Source organism: Phaeobacter italicus (genome assembly GCF_001258055.1).
Classification (GTDB): Bacteria; Pseudomonadota; Alphaproteobacteria; order Rhodobacterales; family Rhodobacteraceae; genus Phaeobacter; species Phaeobacter italicus.
This window is the reverse complement of record NZ_CVRM01000036.1, coordinates 107490-128936: the sequence shown is the minus strand read 5'-3', so window position 1 is coordinate 128936 and position 21447 is coordinate 107490. Positions and strand designations below refer to the sequence as shown.

At 57.7% G+C, this 21447-nt stretch carries 24 protein-coding genes; 16 read left to right on the top strand and 8 right to left on the bottom strand.

Going from position 1 to position 21447, the window contains the following annotated elements; all coding sequences use genetic code 11:
- A complete protein-coding gene (locus tag NIT7645_RS18245; RefSeq protein ID WP_050687715.1) occupies positions 1-465 on the bottom strand; it encodes a (2Fe-2S)-binding protein in 465 nt (154 codons plus the stop codon).
- 408 nt (positions 466-873) lie between these two features.
- Between NIT7645_RS18245 and NIT7645_RS18240 the strand changes: the two genes are divergently transcribed.
- Both NIT7645_RS18240 and NIT7645_RS18235 read left to right on the top strand, forming a co-directional pair.
- Positions 874-1536 carry an AraC family transcriptional regulator gene (locus NIT7645_RS18240; RefSeq protein WP_242656138.1) on the top strand — a complete coding sequence of 221 codons (663 nt, stop codon included), beginning with the start codon at positions 874-876 and terminating at the stop codon, positions 1534-1536.
- A gap of 42 nt (positions 1537-1578) precedes the next feature.
- On the top strand, positions 1579-2232 hold the full coding sequence (locus NIT7645_RS18235) for an SGNH/GDSL hydrolase family protein (RefSeq protein WP_306455169.1): 654 nt from the start codon (positions 1579-1581) through the stop codon (positions 2230-2232).
- Here the strand turns inward: NIT7645_RS18235 and NIT7645_RS18230 are convergent.
- Genes NIT7645_RS18230 through NIT7645_RS18210 form a run of 5 tightly spaced genes read right to left on the bottom strand, consistent with a single transcriptional unit; the run spans position 2229 to position 6832 of the window.
- Entirely contained in the window at positions 2229-3023 is a 795-nt protein-coding gene (locus tag NIT7645_RS18230) for a ChaN family lipoprotein (RefSeq protein ID WP_008563407.1), read from the bottom strand. The two genes, NIT7645_RS18235 and NIT7645_RS18230, sit on opposite strands and share 4 nt — an antisense overlap.
- 13 nt (positions 3024-3036) lie before the next feature.
- Entirely contained in the window at positions 3037-3819 is a 783-nt protein-coding gene (locus NIT7645_RS18225) for a heme ABC transporter ATP-binding protein (protein ID WP_050687713.1), read from the bottom strand.
- On the bottom strand, positions 3816-4883 hold the full coding sequence (locus NIT7645_RS18220) for a FecCD family ABC transporter permease (protein WP_050687711.1): 1068 nt from the start codon (positions 4881-4883) through the stop codon (positions 3816-3818). The genes NIT7645_RS18225 and NIT7645_RS18220 overlap by 4 nt, the downstream gene beginning before the upstream one ends.
- Positions 4884-4886: 3 nt before the next feature.
- A complete protein-coding gene (locus NIT7645_RS18215; RefSeq protein ID WP_008563348.1) occupies positions 4887-5783 on the bottom strand; it encodes a heme/hemin ABC transporter substrate-binding protein in 897 nt (298 codons plus the stop codon).
- On the bottom strand, positions 5780-6832 hold the full coding sequence (locus tag NIT7645_RS18210; protein ID WP_008563507.1) for a hemin-degrading factor: 1053 nt from the start codon (positions 6830-6832) through the stop codon (positions 5780-5782). Before NIT7645_RS18210 ends, NIT7645_RS18215 begins: the two co-directional genes overlap by 4 nt.
- A gap of 193 nt (positions 6833-7025) precedes the next feature.
- On the opposite strand from NIT7645_RS18210, the gene NIT7645_RS18205 reads away from it, so the two are divergent.
- The gene (locus tag NIT7645_RS18205) at positions 7026-9074 is read left to right on the top strand and encodes a TonB-dependent receptor domain-containing protein (RefSeq protein WP_008563537.1); all 2049 of its coding nucleotides are present in this window, start codon (positions 7026-7028) and stop codon (positions 9072-9074) included.
- A gap of 40 nt (positions 9075-9114) precedes the next feature.
- On the opposite strand, the gene NIT7645_RS18200 is transcribed toward NIT7645_RS18205, so the two are convergent.
- On the bottom strand, positions 9115-9960 hold the full coding sequence (locus NIT7645_RS18200; RefSeq protein WP_008563502.1) for a LysR family transcriptional regulator: 846 nt from the start codon (positions 9958-9960) through the stop codon (positions 9115-9117).
- 106 nt (positions 9961-10066) lie between these two features.
- Here NIT7645_RS18200 and NIT7645_RS18195 point away from each other — a divergent pair, with 106 nt between their 5' ends.
- From NIT7645_RS18195 to NIT7645_RS19790, 10 genes are all read left to right on the top strand, one after another.
- A complete protein-coding gene (locus tag NIT7645_RS18195) occupies positions 10067-10666 on the top strand; it encodes an amino acid synthesis family protein (protein ID WP_008563359.1) in 600 nt (199 codons plus the stop codon).
- Complete coding sequence (locus NIT7645_RS18190) at positions 10638-11426, top strand: alpha/beta fold hydrolase (RefSeq protein WP_050687709.1); 789 nt, start codon at positions 10638-10640, stop codon at positions 11424-11426. Before NIT7645_RS18195 ends, NIT7645_RS18190 begins: the two co-directional genes overlap by 29 nt.
- Positions 11423-12343 (top strand): flavin reductase family protein, encoded by a 921-nt coding sequence (locus NIT7645_RS18185; protein ID WP_050687706.1) that lies wholly within the window; start codon positions 11423-11425, stop codon positions 12341-12343. The genes NIT7645_RS18190 and NIT7645_RS18185 overlap by 4 nt, the downstream gene beginning before the upstream one ends.
- 3 nt (positions 12344-12346) lie before the next feature.
- Positions 12347-13381, top strand: a complete 1035-nt coding sequence (locus tag NIT7645_RS18180; RefSeq protein ID WP_050687705.1) for an LLM class flavin-dependent oxidoreductase — start codon at positions 12347-12349, stop codon at positions 13379-13381.
- Between the two features lie 9 nt (positions 13382-13390).
- On the top strand, positions 13391-14869 hold the full coding sequence (locus NIT7645_RS18175; RefSeq protein WP_008563464.1) for an aldehyde dehydrogenase: 1479 nt from the start codon (positions 13391-13393) through the stop codon (positions 14867-14869).
- A gap of 256 nt (positions 14870-15125) precedes the next feature.
- Positions 15126-15560 carry a hypothetical protein gene (locus tag NIT7645_RS18170; protein WP_152333938.1) on the top strand — a complete coding sequence of 145 codons (435 nt, stop codon included), beginning with the start codon at positions 15126-15128 and terminating at the stop codon, positions 15558-15560.
- Complete coding sequence (locus tag NIT7645_RS18165; RefSeq protein ID WP_008563430.1) at positions 15557-16210, top strand: MotA/TolQ/ExbB proton channel family protein; 654 nt, start codon at positions 15557-15559, stop codon at positions 16208-16210. The genes NIT7645_RS18170 and NIT7645_RS18165 overlap by 4 nt, the downstream gene beginning before the upstream one ends.
- A gap of 25 nt (positions 16211-16235) precedes the next feature.
- Positions 16236-16583, top strand: coding sequence for a biopolymer transporter ExbD (locus tag NIT7645_RS18160; protein ID WP_037303209.1), 348 nt, complete (start codon positions 16236-16238; stop codon positions 16581-16583).
- Entirely contained in the window at positions 16580-16966 is a 387-nt protein-coding gene (locus NIT7645_RS18155; RefSeq protein WP_008563465.1) for an ExbD/TolR family protein, read from the top strand. The genes NIT7645_RS18160 and NIT7645_RS18155 overlap by 4 nt, the downstream gene beginning before the upstream one ends.
- Positions 16963-17805 carry a TonB family protein gene (locus tag NIT7645_RS19790; RefSeq protein ID WP_050687699.1) on the top strand — a complete coding sequence of 281 codons (843 nt, stop codon included), beginning with the start codon at positions 16963-16965 and terminating at the stop codon, positions 17803-17805. Before NIT7645_RS18155 ends, NIT7645_RS19790 begins: the two co-directional genes overlap by 4 nt.
- 12 nt (positions 17806-17817) lie before the next feature.
- On the opposite strand, the gene NIT7645_RS18145 is transcribed toward NIT7645_RS19790, so the two are convergent.
- On the bottom strand, positions 17818-18339 hold the full coding sequence (locus tag NIT7645_RS18145) for a winged helix DNA-binding protein (RefSeq protein WP_008563557.1): 522 nt from the start codon (positions 18337-18339) through the stop codon (positions 17818-17820).
- A gap of 219 nt (positions 18340-18558) precedes the next feature.
- Between NIT7645_RS18145 and NIT7645_RS18140 the strand changes: the two genes are divergently transcribed.
- The 3 genes from NIT7645_RS18140 to NIT7645_RS18130 are packed head-to-tail and all read left to right on the top strand — an operon-like array spanning position 18559 to position 21446.
- Positions 18559-19530, top strand: coding sequence for a TRAP transporter substrate-binding protein (locus tag NIT7645_RS18140; RefSeq protein WP_008563451.1), 972 nt, complete (start codon positions 18559-18561; stop codon positions 19528-19530).
- A 53-nt stretch (positions 19531-19583) separates the two neighbouring features.
- Complete coding sequence (locus NIT7645_RS18135) at positions 19584-20132, top strand: TRAP transporter small permease (RefSeq protein ID WP_008563508.1); 549 nt, start codon at positions 19584-19586, stop codon at positions 20130-20132.
- Between the two features lie 9 nt (positions 20133-20141).
- Complete coding sequence (locus NIT7645_RS18130; RefSeq protein WP_008563365.1) at positions 20142-21446, top strand: TRAP transporter large permease; 1305 nt, start codon at positions 20142-20144, stop codon at positions 21444-21446.
- Position 21447: the final 1 nt, after the last annotated feature.

Genomic DNA, 21447 nt, shown 5'->3' with positions numbered 1-21447 from the left:
TTATGCCTCCAGAATTTCTGCAGCACGCAAAACGCCAGCACGGATGCGCTGGTAGGTCGCGCACCGGCAGGCGTTGCCATACATGTACTCATCGACGTCTTCTGCGGTGGGCTTGGCGTTTTCGCGCAGCAGGCCTACGGCACTCATGATCTGTCCGGATTGGCAGTAGCCGCATTGCACGACATCCAGCTCAAGCCACGCTTGTTGAACTGCGGCGCCAACCCTGTCCTCTGCCATCTTTTCGATGGTCGTGATCTCTGCGTCTTCCACATCTTCGATATAGGTTTGGCAGGATCGCACGGGTTCACCGTTCAGATGGACGGTGCACGCTCCGCAGGAGGCAACACCACAGCCGAATTTCGTGCCTGCGAGCTTGAGCTCGTCACGAATGACCCAAAGAAGTGGGGTGCCAGGTTCGGCGTCCACATCTCGCTGTTCTCCGTTGATGTTAATTGAGATCGCCATAGCTAAAGGTCTCCCTGTTGGCTGGTGATGGGGTGCTGTTTGGTACGGTGTGGGGGCCCTTCCCGGTCTTGGGCACACCAGTGGCGTCAGCACCGTGGTTGGCATTAGATATAGATCAGCCCATGAGAACGTCCGTGCCTTATTCTCCGAATGGTCTGCCTAATCCTCCAATCGGCAGCTTGTAGCCGTTCCGTGTTCGCGCGAACGGCGCTAGGTTCTCCATGGGCTCAGGAGAGGTAAGGTGGATGGTTCCAGACGATCTTGTTCGCGACGTTTTTGAATTTGTGCAGACCAACGGCGAAATGGGAGAGGCCTGCCCCACGGGGATCGACGGGTTCATCGCAATCAGCAAAGGAGGCCCATGCGAGAAACCGCGTTGTGCGCTACAGTGCGGGAGATACCTTGATTGTGAGCCATGCCGTGGCGCTGGAGGCAGCTGTCATTCAGGCCAGCCCGCAGCAACCCTACACGGCATTGGCATTGCACCTGGACATGAGCATTCTTCGCAGTATGGCCGATGAAATCGGCGGCCTGGAAGAAAACAGCGCGGCGGGTCACTCGGTCGATGCAGATGTGTCCGACAGGGCCTTGATTGACGCAGTTTCACGATTGTTTCGCCTGTCACGCGATCCCGTTGAGGCCAAGGCACTGGCGCCACTTGTCCTGCGAGAGATCCACTTTCGTCTGCTGCGGGCAGGGCATGGCAGAATGTTGCGGCAGTTGCTGCGTCAGGACAGCCCAGCAAGCCGTATCTCAAAAGCGATTGCCGTGTTGCGCAGTGATTTCCGCGAGAGCATCGCGGTCGCAGATCTGGCAGCCTTTGCAGGAATGAGCCCGTCGGCATTCCATGAGCATTTCAAAGCCGTAACCGCCACCACTCCGCTACAGTATCAAAAAGATCTGCGCTTGCTGGAAGCCCGTCAGCTTCTCTTGTCAGGCGGGGTTTCGGTTGCTGGTGCGGCCTATGATGTGGGCTATGAAAGCCCGACCCAGTTTAGCCGGGAGTTTTCCCGAAAATTCGGCGCATCGCCCAGCGATATCAAATCCCGAGCGGGGGCTGTGGTGGTTTGAACCGACGCTGAATGTTGAACGAAGGCAAGGCTGCATTAGCTCATGCTGATGAAGCTATGGTTTGTTCTTTTTCTCCTGGTGGCAGCCTGCGGGCGCGCTGTGCCTGACAATGCCCGTATTGTCATCGCGGGGGATTCAATAATGGCCTGGAACCGCAGTCGGGGCGGCGCAGTTGCGCAGCAGCTCGAACCCCGTCTGGGGGAGCAGGTGGGCGATGTGTCTCTGGCCTTCGCCAGAGTGTCTGGCGGGCAGGGCCCCCTTAATATTGCCAATCAGCTCGCAAACGTGCGGGCAGATTGGATTGTCTTGAATGGTGGGGCGAATGATCTTGGGCGGGCATGTGGGTGCTCTGGTTGTCTCCCAGCACTGCGAAGGTTGGTTTCAGAGGATGGCACCCGTGGGGATATCCCCGAACTGGTGACCCAACTGCGATCAAGAGGGGCCAAGGTTCTATGGGTGGATTACTACACTGCCCCTCGGTTTGCCGGCACGAGGTGCGACACGCTCTATCAGACATTTCAGAACCGCCTGCAGCGCATGGCTTTGGCAGATCCTGGAGTTGTCGTGCTTGACCTAGATACTGTTTTTGACCCGGATGACCTGCGCTTGTTCGACAGGGACCGGGTTCACCCTTCTCTGGCGGGATCCCGAAAAATCGCCCAAGAGATCGCGAGAGTGATCGAGCCGCGCCTCTAGTCGCTTTTGAACGTGTCGCACGGGTCGCTGCGGTTTACTGGTTGGACAATATGTGTGTGATCAAAAGCCATGCCGCCATCGGCCTCGACAAAGCCAATTGATTTGACGGCAACGTCAGGGGCTGCGCGGGCCAAGACAGCGGGAATGCCCCAGTCTGTTCTGGCATGACCATTGCCCGCGACGACGGCAATCGGGGCGCCAAAACGGTTCAGCGCGTCAACGGCCGCGCGGGCAAACAGGGCATCGCGGTATCGTTGTATGTCTACCATTCCTGCCATCATCTCCAGCGGCATCGCTTTGCAGTGGGCTTCGAATTGCATCGTTTCGCGGGCAGCTTGCTGCATTGGGTCCAATGGCTCTGTCAGGCCGTATTGTTCCGCCTCTTGGCCAAACAGTGCAGCCGATCCGTCCGTGTAGACAGAACGAATGCTCTCCCGTGGGGCTGCGGCCCCTATGATCTTGGCGCTGTCGAGTGCCGCAAAGATCGGTGCATAAAGGGCGAAATCCGGCCAGTCACTCTTGGCCCAGATACCGGCGATGGCGTCGGGATCTTGATTGGCCTTCATGCCCTCTTCCGGGGTGAGCATCTCAAACACCACGGCGGTCGGGCGCAAGGCGGCAATTGCATTGGCCTGTTCCTTGTGGGCATCGGGATTGTCGTGAACCTCTCCGAGAATGACAATTTCTGCCTCGGTCGCAAACACCCCGTTGCTGAGATGATCTGCTCGCGCCTGGGCCACCGTCATGACACAAGCAGCCGCCAGAATAAGATGGTTTGATTTCAATGACATGAAAGAACTCCGATCAGGCACTGGCCGCATGTGGAAGAATATAGGGCACATTCGCAGGAACGGGAGCCGAGACCCGCAAGGTGCAACCATAGGCGCACGATAGGACACCATCCGTCAGAACCTCCCGTGGGGAGCCGGATGCCAAACACTCTCCCCGCGAGAGAACCGCGATTTTCTGCGCGTACATGGCGGTGAGGTTCAGGTCATGCATGACGGCAATGACACCGCCCCCCTGTTCGGCAAACTCTCTTGCCAGTTCCATCACCTGCAACTGATGCGCGATGTCGAGGCTTGAAACGGGCTCGTCCAGCAACAGCCAACGAGTTTGCCCATCCTCCACCGGCTTCCAGATCTGAGCGAGCACCCGTGCCAGCATGACGCGTTGAGCCTCTCCTCCGGAAAGCTCTTGAAAGGTCCGTTCCGCGTAATGGGAAAGCCCGACGCGGCTTAGTGCTCGCATCGGGATGCTGTCATCCGTTGCCCCGCTGCCAGCCTGAAGCCCGAGACGCACGACCTCGATGACAGTAAATGGAAAGGCAAGCTGCGAGGCTTGCGGTAATACCGCACGTTGCGCCGCGAGCTGCCAGGGTTTCTGTTGCTGGATATCGCACCCATTCAAGGTCACACGACCGGTATAGGGCAGGGTCGCGGTGATCGCTCCCAATATGGTGGATTTGCCAGATCCATTGGGGCCGACAATTGCGGTCAGCTCTCCTGCTTCGGCGCGCAGGTCGACACCGTTTAGCGCTGTGCGTGCGCCGTAGGTGACGCGAATATTGTCTGCAATCAGGGTCATAGGTCCACCATGCCGCGGCGTTTGAGAAGGATCCAAAGGAAAACCGGCGCCCCCATAACAGCGGTGACGATGCCAATAGGGAGCTCTGCGGGGGCGATGATAGTTCGCGAAATCACATCGGCAAGAACCAGCAAACTGGCTCCGAGCAGGGCCGCATTTATCAGAAGCGTGCGGTGATCTGGCCCCGACGCCAATCGCAACAGATGCGGTACGACAATGCCGATAAATCCTATTCCCCCGGACACCGCGACCGCGGCGCCCGTTGCACCCGCCACAGACAGGATGGTGAGCGACTTCAGACGTTCGACATTCAAGCCGATATGGCCAGCGGTCGCCTCGCCCAGGGCTAGCCCGTTCAGCCCACGTCCCAGCATGAACGCCAGCCCGACGGACAAGGCGATCAGGGGCGCTGCTGCTGTGACTTTGGTCCAGCTTGCCCCAGCAAGCGAGCCCAGCCCCCAGAAGGTCAGATCGCGAAGCTGCTGATCATCCGCGATGTAAACCAGAACACCGGAGAGAGCGCCCGCCAGTGCACCAAGAGCAATGCCTGCAAGCAGCATCGTCGCGACCGAAGTCCGACCCTGACGGGTTGAAACCCGATACAGCAGCAGGGTTGATCCCCAGCCACCAAGGAATGCCGCTATCGGAATTAAATGTCTGCCTGCCAGACTTTGCAACGCAGCTGGAAGAAATCCCCCAAGCACGATTGCGATAATGGCACCCAGCCCGGCGCCGGCGCCGACGCCAACGATGCCTGGGTCGGCAAGCGGATTGCGGAACAGACCCTGCATTGCAGCACCAGACACGGCAAGTGCCGCGCCCACAAGGATCCCCATCATCAGCCTCGGCAGACGGATATCCAGCATCACGACTGTTTCGATCTGGCTAAACGGCGTGCCGGCCACTGCTTTGCAGACAAGAGTGCTGAGCCGAACCTCCGTTGCCCCGGTTTCAAGACTGACGGCTGCTGACATCAATAAAATCACTGCCAAGATCACATGCAGGGCGCGTGCTTTTGCAAATCTGTCACGAGAGACGATTGGAATGTTGGTTGTTGCCACCATCGCTCAGGACCCATCCGCATACAGCTGACGGTGCAGTTCAGTGACCGCCTCTGCGGTGCGGGGCCCAAACCCCAAGAGCAATAGGCCATTCATTCTGATGATCGATCGCGTTTTGGCTGCTGGCGTCAAACGCATGGCAGGCAGCTCCAGCAGGGCTTCATCGCTGATCGCATGATTGCCCCTGCGGTCCATCATCAGAACGACATCGGGGGATGCAAGGCCGATGGCCTCGTCAGAGAGTTGTTTGTATCCAGATACATCTGTCACGGCATTGATCCCGCCGGCCATGCGGATGATGGCGTCAGCTTCGGTGTCTTGCCCTGCTGCAACGATCCTGCCGTCCTGCGCGGACAGGACAAACATGACACGATGTGCGTTGTCGCTGGCTGTTTTTGCCTGCTTTTCCGCCGCAGCAAGGCTCTCTCTTACCTCTGCGGCGAGCGTTTCGCCACGCTCGGGAACATCCAGGGCCTTTGCAACAGCCATGATCTTGGCCGCAATTCCGTCGCCATCCACGGCAGACGGAATTTCGACAAACGAGATGTCAGCGCCACGGATCACATCCAGCGCTTCGGGTGGGCCTGCGCCTTCCTCTGACAGGATCAAGCCGGGCGCAACCGAGAGGATGCCCTCTGAAGATAAGGCGCGCATGTAGCCCACATCAGGCAATGCAGTGATGTCTTCAGGATAGACCGAAGTCGTGTCGCGGGCTTTCAAGCGGTGTTGCTGGCCCAACGCAACCACGATTTCGGTGACAGACCCGCCGATCGACAGAACGTCAGCCTGTTCCTCGCTGCCAGCTTTCGCATGCAGCCGATTGACTGAAACGGCGAAAGCCAGTCCAAGGCAAAGACTCAGCATCGTAGCGAAAAGGGCAAAGTTATCGCGCAGCGGTGTCATGCTGCCCCCTCCTGCAGGTCAGGCAGCGCCGCCACGATCCGGCCCCAGTCTTCCCGACTGTCTTGGCCTTCCTTGCCAACGCCAAAGACCTGGAAGATCAATCCGCCTTGGGCGTCAAATGCTTCGACAGATACTGCAGGGCCACGTTGTGTTGGCTTCTCAACCGCCCAGACCTCGGCAACGGTGTCCAAGCGCAAGTGAAGGTTGAACCGTTCATCCATGACATTCTGCCAAGGGCCCATGAGGCGCAAGTTCTGGATTGGACCGGTATGGATCTGGATGCAGCCACGGTTGCCCACGAAAAACATGATGTTGATGCCTGCGTCCCGAACGGCCATCAGCATGGTATTCGCAGCTTCGGGATCCAGCGCGCGCACAAACGGCGCACCAGCCACACGATACGCGCCAAGGCGGTTCATCTTCAACTTGGAACACAGGCGCAGAAACTGGTGGGTGTCGGTCATTCTTGACCACTCGTGTCGCAGCACATCTGTTTTCTCGGGTCGGGACTTTGCCGGTTCGCTCTGAGCGCGCTCTGTGACCTCCTGCCCGGCGGACTGGTCTGCCATCGCCAGCCCTGCGATCAGTTCTGGCCACATTTCCTGCCGGGATGTCTCTCGCAGGTGTATCTTGTGAACTGCATCGCCAGCTGCATCAAAAACCTGCAGAGACCGTTTGGGGCCGGCGTCGGATAGGGTTTCGACGGCGTAGGCATGCACCCAATGGCGTGGGAAGATCCGCAGGTCGATCTCCTCTGTCAGGGTCATCGCGGCATGTTCGCCCGGATGATAATTTCCGTATTCTCCGACTTTTTCGTGGACACAATCACCAACCCGCGTCAGCGCCATGACCTCGCCCAGCTGTTCAGCTGCGGCAATGATGCCATCGGGGTGCGGAGCAATCCGCGTCGCATTGATCCCTACGCCCGCGGCCACCAGCTGCGCTTCGGCGATTGAGAGTTTCTGCGCAATGTCGCGGGCGCGCAAGTTGGGATGGTCCTGCACAAAGGCACGGATTTCTTCGGGTGTTGGGGTGGCTCGGTCGAGCATGGCATCCTCTCAGATCTGAACAGGTCGGATGGCTGGCTCTGAAGAAGGGGAGCATGGCTGTCTTAAATTACTTGACTGTTTTAGTATGCTTAAAGTATCGCTGCAACCCGTCGCGATATAGATATCGCAAAACGACGATCAGCCTCGCCAGCCTTTGCCAGTTGTGGCCCCCCTAAAAAACAAGGATGGCGAAATGCTTACCCCTCTTTTGCGCGGAACCACCGCGCTTGTGTGTGTCCCGCTTGGCGTGGCGCTAGCGGCCCCTGTTGCCGCTCAGGAAGATCCCGGATTTCTTGGAACTCTCATTCTAACGGCTGGCAAGCGGGATCTGACTTTTGGAACTGCACTGCCTCGCACAGTCGTGGACGAAGAGGAAATTCAGGACAGGCAGGCGAGCACCGTCGCGCAACTGATTGACTCTGTTCCAGGCGTATCGCTGGTGAACGGCACCACTCCACAAGGGTCGGGGATCAACATTCGTGGCTTCGGGGCCAACACGACCTTTGGATCAGACCAGAAAATCGCGGTGCAGGTCGATGGTGCAAGCGTCGGTTCAGAAGAGCTCTATCGCATCGGGACCCAGTTGTTTACGGATCCGCTGCTTTACCGTGAGGTCGAGGTGCTGCGCGGGACCATTGGCAGTTTCGCCTATGGCTCTGGTATTGTGGGCGGCGTGGTAAAGCTGGAAACCAAAGACGCCTCCGACTTCACCGGAGGGGTGCCGGGTTTCGGTGGATCGCAGACATTTGAGTACAGCTCCAACGGTGGCGGGTGGGTCACATCGACCAATCTCGCCTGGATGCCAACTGAGCAGACGGAGTTCTTGCTGAATTATTCGCTGCGTGATCAGGGAGATCTAGAGGCAGGTGACGGCACCACCATCGGCAACAGCGCGTTTCGAACGCCGTCTTATCTGGCAAAAGGCAAGTTCACTTTTGGTGATTCAGATGCCCATTCGATTACCCTTAGCCATTCGCGAACTGAGGCAGACGACAAGGATGTTCCCTACGATCAGTTTGCGACGGACGGCGGCAGCTTTGGGAATGTCGACCGCCTGACCGATACCCAGCAAACGGTCCTCGAGTATCGCTTTGCTCCCGGAAATGATCTGATCGATCTGCGCGCCAATCTCTCCTACGCAGACCAAAAGATCGAGTATGACTATGTCCCCGGCTCTTCACCGCTGGAAGGCACGCCCAGTTTCCCCTTCCTCGTGGGGACCGTGAATGCAGACCAGCGCTATGAGACGACCAAGCTTACGATCACCAACCGGTCGATTTTTGAAACCGGCACCGTATCCCATGATCTACTCGCTGGTTTCGAAATCCAACGACGGGAACGGGCAGACAACACAGCCGCCGGCGCGCCGGGTGGCACGAATGACCGCGTGGCATTGTTTGTTATCGACGAAATGTCGATAGGGCAATTCACCGTGACCCCCGCCATCCGTTACGAAAGCTCCAAGATCGACAGCGCGACTGCGCTGGCCGGTGTTCCGAATTCATATGACAGTGATGCGCTCATGGGTGGACTTGCCTTGGCCTACGACTTTGGCAATGGTCTGTCGGTCTTTGGCAGCGCGGCTTATACCGAAGGTCTTCCGATTATTGATGATCTGGGCACCAGCGCAACGGCCCAACGTCGGATTAACCAGTCAGAGAAATCCCGCACCTACGAAATCGGCGCTGAATACACGGGGACTGATGTCTTTGCAGCTGGCGACAGCCTGACGGTGCGGGGGAACTACTACGACACGGATCTTTACGATATCACCAGCTATACGGTTTCGGGATCAACCAGTGTCGAACTGCGAGACGTTCAGTCAAAGGGGTTCGAACTAGAGGCCTCTTACGGGATGGCCAATGGAACATATGTTGATTTTGCAGGGCACCGCGCTGACGGAACCGAGTTCAATCCAGACGGGACATCCGCAGTCTGGCGCAACACTGCAGCGGATCGCTTGCAGCTGACCGTTGGGAAGAAGTGGGACAATTGGCTGGATCTGAGCTGGGAGTTGGTGCACTCGGCAAATCGCCGGGATGCCCTACGCAACGACCTGGCAGATGTCACCGTTCACAATCTCCGCGCGACATGGCGCCCGCAAGAGGGTGTGCTGACAGGGACGGAGTTCCGCGCAGGGATCGAAAACCTGTTGGACGAGGATTACGTTGGCCACTTGTCCTCTGCCAGCCGCAAGGCACCGGGCCGCACCTTCAAGGTGTCTGTGACCAAATCATTCTGACGTAAGAATAAAATGGAAACCGGGGCCATCAGTCCCGGTTTCATCCCGCAGCAAGCTGCGTCCTTAGCCAATCGCGAAAGACACAAGCCGCAGGCAACTCCTCATTGATAGACAAGAAGTAGCCCTCTTTGCTCTCGATCTGACCGGGATGGGCCTGCACCACCAACCCGGATGTGACCGCGTGTTTGGCGACAAGCTCACTCACCAAGGCGACGCCGTTGCCATGGACGGCCAATTGCAGGGCCATCCCATATGTGTCTGCAAAGACCGTCGGCTCTTGGACAGGGCCGTTTGCTTCGCCCCAAGTCGCCCAGCCGTTGGATGTTCCCACGGTTTCGATCAGCGGGCAGGATCCGAAATCAGTCTCTAGGTTTGGCGATTTCACGGCAATCAGGTGATCCGGCAACAAGCGCTGAGAGCCCGCGCCTACCTGCTTCTCTGAGCCGAACCGAATTTGCACATCCGCACGGGAGGCGTGAAAATCATCAGGCCAGATTGCGCTGAGGATCCGCAACCTGATCTCAGGGTTCTGCGTTTTGAAGGCTGCCAGGTTAGGGGCGATGACCCATTGTGCAATACTGACAGAAGTCGCAACAGTCAGGAGGTCGCCCGCCGCGCCGATGTCAAATCTGGCGGCAGCCCCCGATAGCATTTCAAGCGCGCTGCCAACCTCTGGCAACAGTTTGCGCCCGGCGTCTGTCAAGGCAAGGCCACGTGTTCGACGGACAAACAAATCGACCCCCAATCGCATTTCCAGGGATTTGACCTGTTGGCTGACAGCAGATTGCGTGAGCCCGATTTCTTCTGCCGCTGCAGTAAAACTGAGCGTCCGTGCAGCCGCCTCGAAAGAGCGAAACCAAGTCAATGGAGGAAGAGATTTACTCATTGCGCAACTCAGCCATTAGTATCGCTAATGGGTAAGCACATAATTCATTCGTTTGTCAAAAAATTCGCCTGTTCCTAACGTCTTCTTGCGCGACAGGAGAAGCAGCATGGAACCGGAAATTCGAAAAATCGTCACCTACGACGAGGAAGTCTTGATCGAGGGCTTTCGCCCGGCAAAAACACCCTGGCGCATGTTCGCAGTCGCGGTGGTTTTGAAAAACCCTTGGGCAGGCAGGTATGTAGAGGATCTGAACCCAGAGATCTACGCCTACGGGCCGGTACTCGGTGAATTGATGACCGAGCGTATGATTGCCCTGGCTGGCAGCGGCCAAGCGATCGAAGCCTACGGGAAAGCGGCTGTTGTAGGCTTGGATGGCGAAATAGAACACGCCTCCGGCCTCATCCATACCTTGAGATTTGGAAACCATTACCGCCAGGCGGTCGATGCAAAATCCTATCTGGCATTTACCAACACCCGCGGGCCCGCCAACGCACCAATCATGGTTCCCTTGATGGACAAGAATGATGCCGGTCGTCGGTCACACTACCTGACCATACAGTTCTCTGTCCCAGATGCTCCGCGTGACGATGAAGTCGTGGTTGTACTGGGCGCCGCCACCACCGGCAGACCCCATCACCGCATCGGTGATCGCTATCAGGATCTCAAGGAGTTGGGTCATGACGTGGACAACCCGGCCGCGGTCTGAACACGCTGGGCTAGCGGCCGTTAGGGCAGGCACAGGTCGGCCGATTTTGCTCCTGCACGGTGTTGGCTTGCGGGCAGAGGCCTGGGGCGCGCAGCTTGATGCGCTGACGTCCCATTATCAGCTGACAGCACCGGACATGCCCGGCCACGGCCTAAGCCCGCTGGATGCGGGGCTCGAAACACTTTCGGATTACGCCGATCGCATGGGTCATGTTCTACAAAGCCTGAATAGCCCGGCTGTTATTGTCGGCCATTCAATGGGGGCCATGATCGCTGTCGAACTGGCAACACGGTTTCCCCAGCTGGTCGAGGGGCTGGTTGCCCTGAACGCGGTGTTTGAACGCAGCAGCGAGGCGTCTTCTGCAGTTTGCTCGCGTGCCTCTGCACTGGATGGCGAAACGCCGACAGATCCGTCACCGACCCTGGAGCGCTGGTTCGGAACGGATCAGCCCCCTCAACGCGCGGCCTGCCATACCTGGCTCTCGGAGGTGTCGCCGATGGGCTATAAACTGGCCTACACCGCTTTTGCACAAAGCCAGAAACCATCACGATCCGATCTGAGCGGGATCCGGTGCCCGGCGGTTTTCATGACAGGGCAGTTGGAACCAAACTCGACCCCCGCAATGGCCGAAACCATGGCGGAAATTTGCCCCGGCGGACGGGCCCAGATCGTCGAAGGCGCCGCACATATGATGCCGATGACCCATCCGGGCGACGTCAACACAGCCCTGTTTCAGTTCCTCAAGGAGGTCTGGCAATGACCACCATTGATCCGCGTGACCTGCGGCAGGCTTTTGGCCGATTTATGACTGGTGTCACGATTGTCACCACGGTTGATCCCCAAGGCACGCCCGTTGGATTTACTGCGAACTCTTTTTCTTCGGTGTCCCTGGACCCACCATTGTTGCTTGTCTGCCCCGGAAAGTTCCTGTCAACGTTCGATCACTTCGCATCCTGCGACTACTTCGGGGTCAGCGTTTTGGCAGAAGGGCAGGAGGAAATCTCCAATACTTTTGCTAGCTTCAAGGGAGATCGATTTGCACGATCCCCATACCGGTTGGCCGCCAACGGCGTGCCCCTGATTGACGGTGCGGTGGCTCAGTTTTCCTGCAAAACCCGCGAGCTTGTCGATGCAGGCGATCACGAGATTCTGTTGGGGCAGGTCGAAACCTACAACCACCGCGATGGGCCGGGTTTGGGGTATTCAAACGGTCGCTATTTCAGCATCGGACTGGAGCGCAAGGCGTTTGAAACCACCCAAGCGCCTACGCTGGCCGGGGCCATCATCGAACATGAGGGCAAGGTTTACCTCGAGGCCACGTCAGAAGGTCTTCGACCGCCACAAATCGAAATACAGGATCAGTCGCAGCTTCGCAGTCTGCTCCGCAGCCATCTCGCTACGGCTGGGTATAACACGCAACTCCGTGCCGCTTATTCCGTCTTTGACAGCGGGCAGGCCCATTTCGTCTACATCCTTGCCTCCCTGTCAGAGCCTCCCTCGCGCGCGGGTCGGCTGACGGCAGTTCCGCTCAACGCTCTGGCCGATGCAACCTTTGTGACACCCTCAATCACCTCGATGATGTCTCGTTTTGCCACAGAAAGCCGTCAGGGGGATTTTTCCCTATATCTCGGCACTGCCGAAACCGGCGATGTCCACCGTTTCTCAGAAAGGACCTGATGGATGGAGTTTTCTCTCTTTGCTCATATGGAGCGCACCAGCGCCGACCAACCCCAGGACCGCCTGTATGAGGAGTTCATCGAACTCTGCAAGATGGCCGATGACGCAGGAATGCGCGCTGTCTGGACCGGAGAACACCACGGGATGGACTTTACGATCGCGCCCAACCCCCTGATGTCACTGGTTGATCTGTCTCATCATACCAAAAACGTGCGGTTGGGCACCGGGACGGTGATCGCCCCGTTCTGGCATCCGATCAAACTGGCAGGAGAGGCCGCTGCAGCCGATCTGATGACGGGCGGGCGGATCGAACTTGGCATCGCGCGTGGTGCATATTCTTATGAATACGAGCGTCTGCATCCCGGTCTGGACCCTTGGGAAGCTGGGCAGAGAATGCGTGAAATCGCGCCCCTGTTGCCCAAACTGTGGGCCGGTGATTGCAGCCATGAGGGAGAGTTTTTTCAGTTCCCGTCAACAACCGCAGCGCCCAAGCCTGTCCAATCAGACGGCCCCCCAATTTGGATTGCTGCACGCGACCCCAACAGCCATGAATTTGGCGTGGAAAACGAGTTCAATATTCAGGTGACACCTCTTTGGCAGGGGCAGGAAGAGATAGAAACCCTGATGGTGCGCTTCAATGCGGCCTGTGCAAAACACGATGGCAAGCGCCCCAAAATCATGTTGCTGCACCATACGTATGTCGGCGCGGACGATGCAGATGTCGGGCGTGCGGCACATGAACTGTCTCGCTTCTACAATTACTTTGGCGCATGGTTTCAAAACAAACGCCCCGTGCGTCAGGGATTGATAGAGCCGCTGACCGACGACGATATTGCTGCGAACGGCCTGATGGCTGCAAAGAACCTTGCCAGAGATCTGACCATTGGCACCTCAGATCAGGTCACAGATCGGCTGCGGAGATATCAGGATCTGGGCTATGATGAATTTTCATACTGGATCGACAGCGGAATGAGTTTTGAGCGCAAGCGTGCGTCTCTCGCCCGGTTTATCGACACCGTCATGCCCAAGTTTCAGTGAGGACGCCCCATGACCCAACGGACACATTTTCAACTGTTCATTGATGGCATCTGGACCGAAGGATCGGCAGGTCAGGTGATGACCTCTCAGAACCCCGCAACGGGCGAGGACTGGGCCAGTTTCGCCTGCGCAGCGCCCGATGATGTTGACCGGGCAATTGCCGCGGCCCGCCGCGCGTTGTCTGATCCGGCATGGAGAGACATCAGCCAGACCGCCCGTGGCAAACTTCTGTCCCGTCTGGCTGATCTGGTTGAGAAAAACGCGGCCCGTTTGGGAGAAATCGAAACTACGGACAGCGGCAAGCTACTTGCTGAAACAGCCAGCCAAACCGCCTATGTGGCTGATTATTATCGCTACTATGCAGGGCTTGCTGACAAGATCGAAGGCGCCGTATTGCCGATCGACAAACCGGACATGCATGTCTTTACCCGTCGTGAACCGATTGGGGTGGTTGTGGCGGTTGTTCCGTGGAACGCCCAGATGTTCTTGACCGCGACAAAACTCGGTCCTGCATTGGCGGCGGGCTGTACTGTGGTGCTCAAAGCCTCTGAAATTGCCCCCGCACCAATGCTGGAGTTTGCGCGCCTGATCGAACAGGCGGGCTTTCCACCCGGCGTGGTCTCCGTCATCACTGGTGACGCGGAAAATTGCGCCATCCCACTGACACGGCACCCCGATGTCGACCGGATCGCCTTTACCGGCGGACCAGAAACCGCGCGCCATGTGGTTCGCAACTCAGCCGAGAATTTTGCTGTGACAACACTGGAACTGGGTGGCAAATCTCCCATCCTGGTTTTTGATGACGCAGACCTGGAAGGCGCGGCCAACGGGCTCATCGCGGGTAATTTCGGGGCCTCGGGCCAAAGCTGTGTTGCCGGGTCTCGTGGACTGATCCATCGCCCGATCCTCGACGCGCTCATCGCCAAGATCGAAGCAAAGATGCAGTCTGTTGTCGTGGGTGATCCGTTGGATGCAGGAACCCATATTGGCCCGCTGTGCACAGCGGCCCAGATCGCAAAAATCGAAACCACCCTTGCCGCAGCGAAAGAGCAAGGCGCAAAAATCCGCTTTGGCGGTGAACGCCTTGACCGCCCGGGAAACTACATGGCGCCGACTTTGGTTGAATGCCCGAATCCGAACATCGAAACCTTAAAGGTTGAAATGTTCGGCCCTGTCATGTCGCTTTTGCCATTTGACACCGAAGAAGAGGCCATCGCCCTTGCGAATGAGACCGAGTTTGGGCTCGGCTCCGGCGTGTTTACCGAAAACCTGGCGCGCGCTCACCGCGTGTCATCTCGGCTGAAGGCGGGGATCTGCTGGGTCAACACATATCGCGCAGTCTCACCCATCGCGCCATTTGGCGGCTATGGCCAATCTGGCTACGGAAGAGAGGCAGGCCTTGAAGCCATTCAAGACTACACCCGAACCAAAACCACCTGGATCAATACCTCTGACACACCAATGGCGAATCCATTTGTGATGCGATGAAAGGAATGTCGGTTGTAAATCAGGCCTCGGCCTGAATTTACATAATCCTGCTTATTGGATCCCGATGTGATGGGAGGGGATTCGAAACCGAGTTGCGACAATCCACCAAACTTGCTGAAAGGTAGTTCGTTCGCTGCTGGAAAAACAAAGTGTTTTGATAAGGTATTGCGCCTGCGGCCCGGCGTTGATAGGGTTTGGCCGTCCAGCGATGGGTGTTGCCCAGCCAGATGTTTGTATGAAACCTCAGGCTGACAGCATGCGAAATTCTTGGAACTTACTCATCCTCTCTCTGATCACTCTGGCCCCGGACCTTGGCGCCGCGGAACAGAAAGATGCCGGGCTTTCCATTGAGCTCAACTCGGTCGAAACCATCGAAACCAGTTGCCGGATCAGCTTTCTGGCTGAAAACACGCATTCTGCAGATATCGGACAAGTGGTTTTCGAAACCGTCTTGCTGGACAACGATCAACACGTTGATCGGCTGATGCTGTTTGATTTTGCCGACCTTCCGACGGGGCGGCCACGGGTGCGCCAGTTTGTTCTGCCAGATCTGAATTGCGCGCATCTTGGGGCTGTCCTGATCAATGGTGCCGAAACGTGTCTCGGCTCGGACGAGACCGTCTTGCCCAATCAGATGTGTACCGGCGGGCTTTCCCTGACCTCTCGCACTGACGTGGAGCTGCTCGGATGATGGATGATGTGCTGTCGCCCCTGCTGGCGCTCTACGATCTTGGTGGGCCAGTCGTTCTGCTGCTCTGCGGTTTATCGGTGATTGTCCTTTCAGTGGTTCTTTACAAGCTCTGGCAGTTTGCTGCCGCCGGGGTGGGAAAACACCATCACCTCCATCTTGCAGCAACAGATTGGGACCAGGGCAAGCGTGATGACGCACTCCGCCATCTCGAAAAATCCTCCAGCTATCTCGCAGCTGTTATGGGCATGGCCGTAGAAGGCGAAGCGGAGTTTTCTCGTCTGGAAGCCGAGGCTGAAACTCGGTTTGCAAGGCTTGAGCGGGGCTTTCGCCTGTTGGATTCTGTCGCACAGCTGGCCCCGCTTTTAGGGTTGTTTGGAACTGTTTTGGGCATGATTACAGCGTTTCAGGCCTTGCAGGAGGCCGGGGCGCAGGTTGATCCGTCTATCTTGGCAGGTGGGATCTGGGTCGCGCTTCTGACAACAGCTGTTGGCCTTGCCGTCGCGATGCCGACAGCTGTGTTGCTCAGCATTCTTGAGAGCCGGATGGATGCCGACCGCGTATTTGCCCAAAAGGCGATCCAGATGTTTCTGGCGCCCCGCAGTGACATCCGGCACGTGACTGCCCCCATCCGACATCACGCCCATGCGTAGGGCCAAACGCAGGCGTCCGCTTTCGATGACATCGTTGATTGACGTCATTTTTCTGCTTCTGCTGTTTTTCATGCTGTCATCAACCTTTTCCCGCTTTGGTGAAGTCGAACTGACCGCTGCCGCGGGCGGCAACAATCCGCAGGATCGCCGACCAGTTTTTGTTTCGCTTCAGGCAGATACGCTTCGGGTAAATGGCCGCGATGCTGAGTTGAGCGACCTCAAGGACCGGTTGAAACCGCAGCAACAGAATGCGCAAACGCTTTCCTTAATTGTCTCTCTCGGGAACAGGGTCACTGCGCAGCGGCTGACCGATTTTCTTGCTGTGGTGAACGGTATTGCGGGGCTGAGTGTTACGGTCCTTGAAACGTCATGATCCAGAAACGGCAGAAAAAACACCGGGAACCGACCATTGCGCTGATCAATGTCGTGTTTCTCATGCTCATCTTCTTTCTGGTGGCCGGCCGCATTGCGCCCCCCTTGGACGCAGACCTGCAGCTGGTCCATACCGAAGACTTGGCATCATCACCGCCGCCAAATGCGCTCGTGATCCATGCCGATGGCCGGTTGAGCCACATGGGGCAGAACATTGCGGACCCGGCCCGCTTCTTAACTGGCCTGCCAGCTGAGATGCAGGCAACTGTCCGCATTGTCCCCGACCGCGATCTTGCTGCCAGCCAGCTGGTCCGGATCGGCCAAAAATTGCGTCAGGCGGGGGCCGAGAAAATCCTCATCGTTTCCGAAAGGGGCCTGCGATGATGCGACGTAGACGTGCGGCAAAAACATTTGCCGTCGCCCTTGCCGTGACCGCACATGGGGTATTGGCCTACACGCTGGCCCCGGCGAAAGGTGAAATTCTGATGGAGGCAGGGCAAGGCAGCAGCGATGTACACCTTGGCACCGCATTCAAGGATATGGTGGCCGGCACAGCCAGTGCATCGCCCCCACAGCTAGACGCGAAAATCGTCACGGCACAGGAAAAGCCGCTGATTCAGCCCCACCGCCCCACCATCGCAAACTCATCTGCGAGGCCGACTGTCGACCGAACGCACGCAGTGCAAAGGCTCACGTCACGGTCTGCAGGTACAGCGCAAACGGTTGCGGCGCGGCGCCCCTCACCCCAACAAGACACGGCCAAGCCGGCAGAAAAAGTCGCGCCGCAATCCGCAGTGACAAGGGTGGCCCCAAAAGCGGCGCAACCGGCCCCGACCAAACCACAACAGAGCCGACGCGGAGGTGCCCAGTCTGCTACGGCTGGCGACACATCCGGCCGGGCAGAAGCCAAGGCAACCCGCCGAGGTCAACCCGACGCCACAGCCGCGCAGACACAGGGCAATGCCGCAGCCAGCAACTATCCCGGGCAAGTCATGCGCAAACTGGCCCGGGCAGGAAAACCGCGGGTCAAATCCCGCGGTGTCGCTCTTATCTCATTTACGATTGGGGCCAACGGGGGGCTGACGTCAGTCAGCCTTTCCCGGGCCTCCGGGTCGGCAGCCTTGGATAAGGCCGCTGTTCAGCTTGTGCGCAGGGCCGGCCCCTTCCCCAAACCGCCCGCAGGCGCGCGGCGCAGTTTTTCGGTAAAGATCCAAGGGCGATAGACATCTTCGATGTTAGAGAGACGCCGCCGCACGGCTGGCCTGATCATATTGCCCCGACAATGACCTCAGACTGCGGGCCAGCGCGCGCAACTCCTTGCCCGGCAGTTCCGGCCCCATTCCACCATCCAACAGGCATTGGCGCCGAATATCACGGTAGGCGTCGCAAAGATCCGCACCGGTTTGCGAGGTGCGATAGAACACCTCCTTTCCGCGTTTCTCAGAATCCAGGAGCCCAGCCTTCAACAGCTTTCGGAGGCCATAGTTCACCGTGTGGGTATCCTCGATATTAAGGAGGAAACAGATGTCCGTGAGCCGTTTGTCTTTGCCGCGATGGTTCACATTATGCAGGATCAGGATGTCCAGAGGGCTGAGGTCGGCCTGCCCGGCCGCTGCCATGCAGCGGATCATCCATCGAGAAAACGCGTTGTAGGCAACAATCAGACCGAACTCCAATTCAGAGAGTTCCCAGCCTTCGCCTTCCGCCAAGTGACGGGAGGATACGATTCTGCGGCCATCAGGCGGTGTATCAGGCAAGTTTGGCTCCTTTTTCGCCAATAAAACGTTGGCGTTTTGCATTCGTATCCATTGGACGGGAGTGTAAGGCCAAGTTCAAGCACGGATTTTCACCAATTCGGCGCGATCCTGTGGACCGGCCCAACGTCTCACTTGCATAACGTTGACAAAATGTCAGCGTTATGCAATCAAACTATCAATAAACAAGAACCAACAAATTTGACTGACATGGAGGTCATTATGAAACTTACACATTTGTTCAGCGGGGCCACCGCTGCAATCGCGGGTCTGGCAATGTCCGCTCAGGCCGCCACTTGGGACATGCCCACGCCCTACCCCGACGCCACCTTTCACACGGTGAACATCGCTGGTTTCGCCGAGGATGTCGCAAAGGCGACTGACGGTGCACTTGAGATCAAGGTTCATTCTGCAGGTTCGCTGTTCAAACACCCGGAAATCAGCAAGGCAGTGCGCAGCGGGCAGGTTCCGATCGGTGAATTCTTCCTGTCCCTCTTGGCCAATGACGATCCCGCCTTTGGTGTCGACTCCCTGCCCTTCCTTGCCACCAGCTATGATGATGCAGAACGTCTTTGGGCCGCGCAGAAAGACGTCATCGATGGTCTTCTGGATAAACAGGGCTTGATGGCGCTTTACGCTGTACCGTGGCCGCCCCAGGGGCTGTACACCACCAAAGAGATCAACAGCATCGAAGATCTGGCTGGCCTGAAGTTCCGCACCTACAATGCGACGCTTGAAGAATTCGCAAATCTCGCAGGCGCAGCACCCACCCAGGTTGAAGTGCCGGATATCCCCCAGGCTTTCAGCACCGGTCGCGTGGAAGCAATGATCACCTCTCCGTCCACCGGTGTGAATTCCAAGGCATGGGACTTCCTCAGCCACTACACCGATATCCAGGCCTGGATCCCCAAGAACATCGTGGTGGTGAACAAACGTGCCTTTCGCCGTCTTGACGACGCAACCCAGAAAGCCGTGTTGGATGCTGCAGCCGCTGCAGAAGCACGGGGCTGGGACATGAGCCGCGCCGAAACCAGCGAAAAGGTGAAGGTTCTGGCCGAAAACGGCATCACTGTCTCCCAGCCCTCTCCGGAGCTGATCGAAGGCCTGAAAGCGATCGGTGCGCATATGCTGGAAGGCTGGCAAAACAAGGCAGGTGATGCCGGCGAAGCTCTGATGGAAGCTTACAACCAATAAGCATGTGTGCCGGGCGCCCTTGGCGCCCGGTCATCTATCAGGGAGGGATTGCCATGCGCGCCGCGCTTGATTTCGTCTACAGAGCAGCCGGAGGTTTGGCTGCAGTTTTCATCGTTGCCATCGTCGCCATCGTCTTTGCACAGGTTTGCCTGAACCTCGCCGACAAGATTTCGGTTGCGATGACTGGACAGGGCGTTGGCCTGACGATCCCATCATATTCCGATTTCACCGGGTTCTTTCTTGCTGGATCAAGCTTTCTTGCGCTCGCCTATGCACTGCGCGCCGGCGGTCATATCCGGGTGAGCCTCCTGACCAACAAGATGCCCGCAGCGATGGCCCGCCTCAGCGAGATCGCGGTTATCTGCCTCGCCCTAGTGATGGCTGGCTATGCAAGCTGGTACATGGGGCTGCTGGTACTGGAATCCCACGAATTTGGCGACCGCAGCTCTGGAATGGTGTCTGTTCCGCTCTGGATTCCGCAACTGCCGGTGGCGTTTGGCCTCATTATTCTGACGATTGCGCTGGCAGATGAGCTGATCTGCGTCCTGCGCGGCGCTGAGCCCAGCTGGCAGGGCAAAGGCGAAAACCTCCTCAACGAATAGGATTTCCCGATGTCGGTTGCTGCGCTTTCCATCGTCCTTCTCTTTCTCCTGTTTCTCTTTCTGGGTGCGGGCCTTTGGGTGGCTTTTGCCCTACTTGGTGTCGGTGTCGCCGCCATGGCCCTATTCACCGAAGCGCCTTTGGGGCTGGTGATGGCAACCACTATGTGGGGCCACAGCAATTCCTGGGCGCTGGCGGCATTGCCCTTGTTTATCTGGATGGGAGAAATCCTGTTTCGCTCACGCCTGTCAGAGGACATGTTTACAGGTCTGGCCCCGTGGATGAACCGCCTGCCCGGCCAACTGCTGCATGTGAATATCTTTGCCTGCGGGATCTTTGCTGCGGTTTCCGGCTCCTCCGCCGCAACGGCGGCCACCATTGGTAAACTGTCAATCCCCGAACTGGCGCGCCGCGGGTATCCGGAAAAAGTGGTGATTGGCACCCTTGCTGGCTCAGCGACGCTTGGTCTTTTGATCCCGCCGTCAATTATTCTGATCGTCTATGGCGTTGCGACCGAACAATCCATCGCCCGCCTGTTCGTCGCCGGCGTGTTGCCGGGTGTCCTGCTGGTTTCGCTCTTTGTCGGATATGTCGCCATCTGGGCCTTTCTCAACCGCAAGTCCCTTCCCCAGGGCGACGCTACGGAAAGCAGCCTGAGCTTTGGTGAAAAGCTCAACAGAACACGCCGCCTGATCCCTGTCATGTTGCTGATTGCCGGTGTCATCGGATCGATTTACGCAGGCATTGCCTCTCCCACTGATGCAGCGGCGGTTGGTGTTGTGCTTGCGCTGCTGCTGTCCTGGCAGTCGGGGTCCCTAACCCGCCGTACCTTTGTCGACGGCCTCATGGGCGCTACAGTAACGTCCTGCATGATTGCCTTCATCCTTGCCGGCGCGTCCTTTCTGACCGTTGCGATGGGCTTTACCGGCATTCCCCGCTTGCTGGCGGAATGGATCGGCTCGCTCAACCTCTCGACCTTCACGCTTCTGGCTGCACTGACGATCTTCTTTGTTGTGCTTGGCTGTTTTCTTGACGGGATTTCCGTCGTGGTGCTCACGGCGTCGGTCATCATGCCCATGGTTCTTGAGGCGGGGATTGATCCGCTCTGGTTCGGTATTTTCCTGGTGATCGTGGTTGAGATGTCGCAGATTACCCCACCAGTTGGCTTCAATCTCTTTGTGCTGCAGTCGCTGACCGGTCGCGATATCCTGACTGTTGCCCGCGCCGCGTTGCCATTCTTTTTCCTGATGGTTGCAGCCCTTGTCCTCATCGTGCTTTTCCCGTCTATCGTGACCTACCTGCCCGAACAGATGTGAG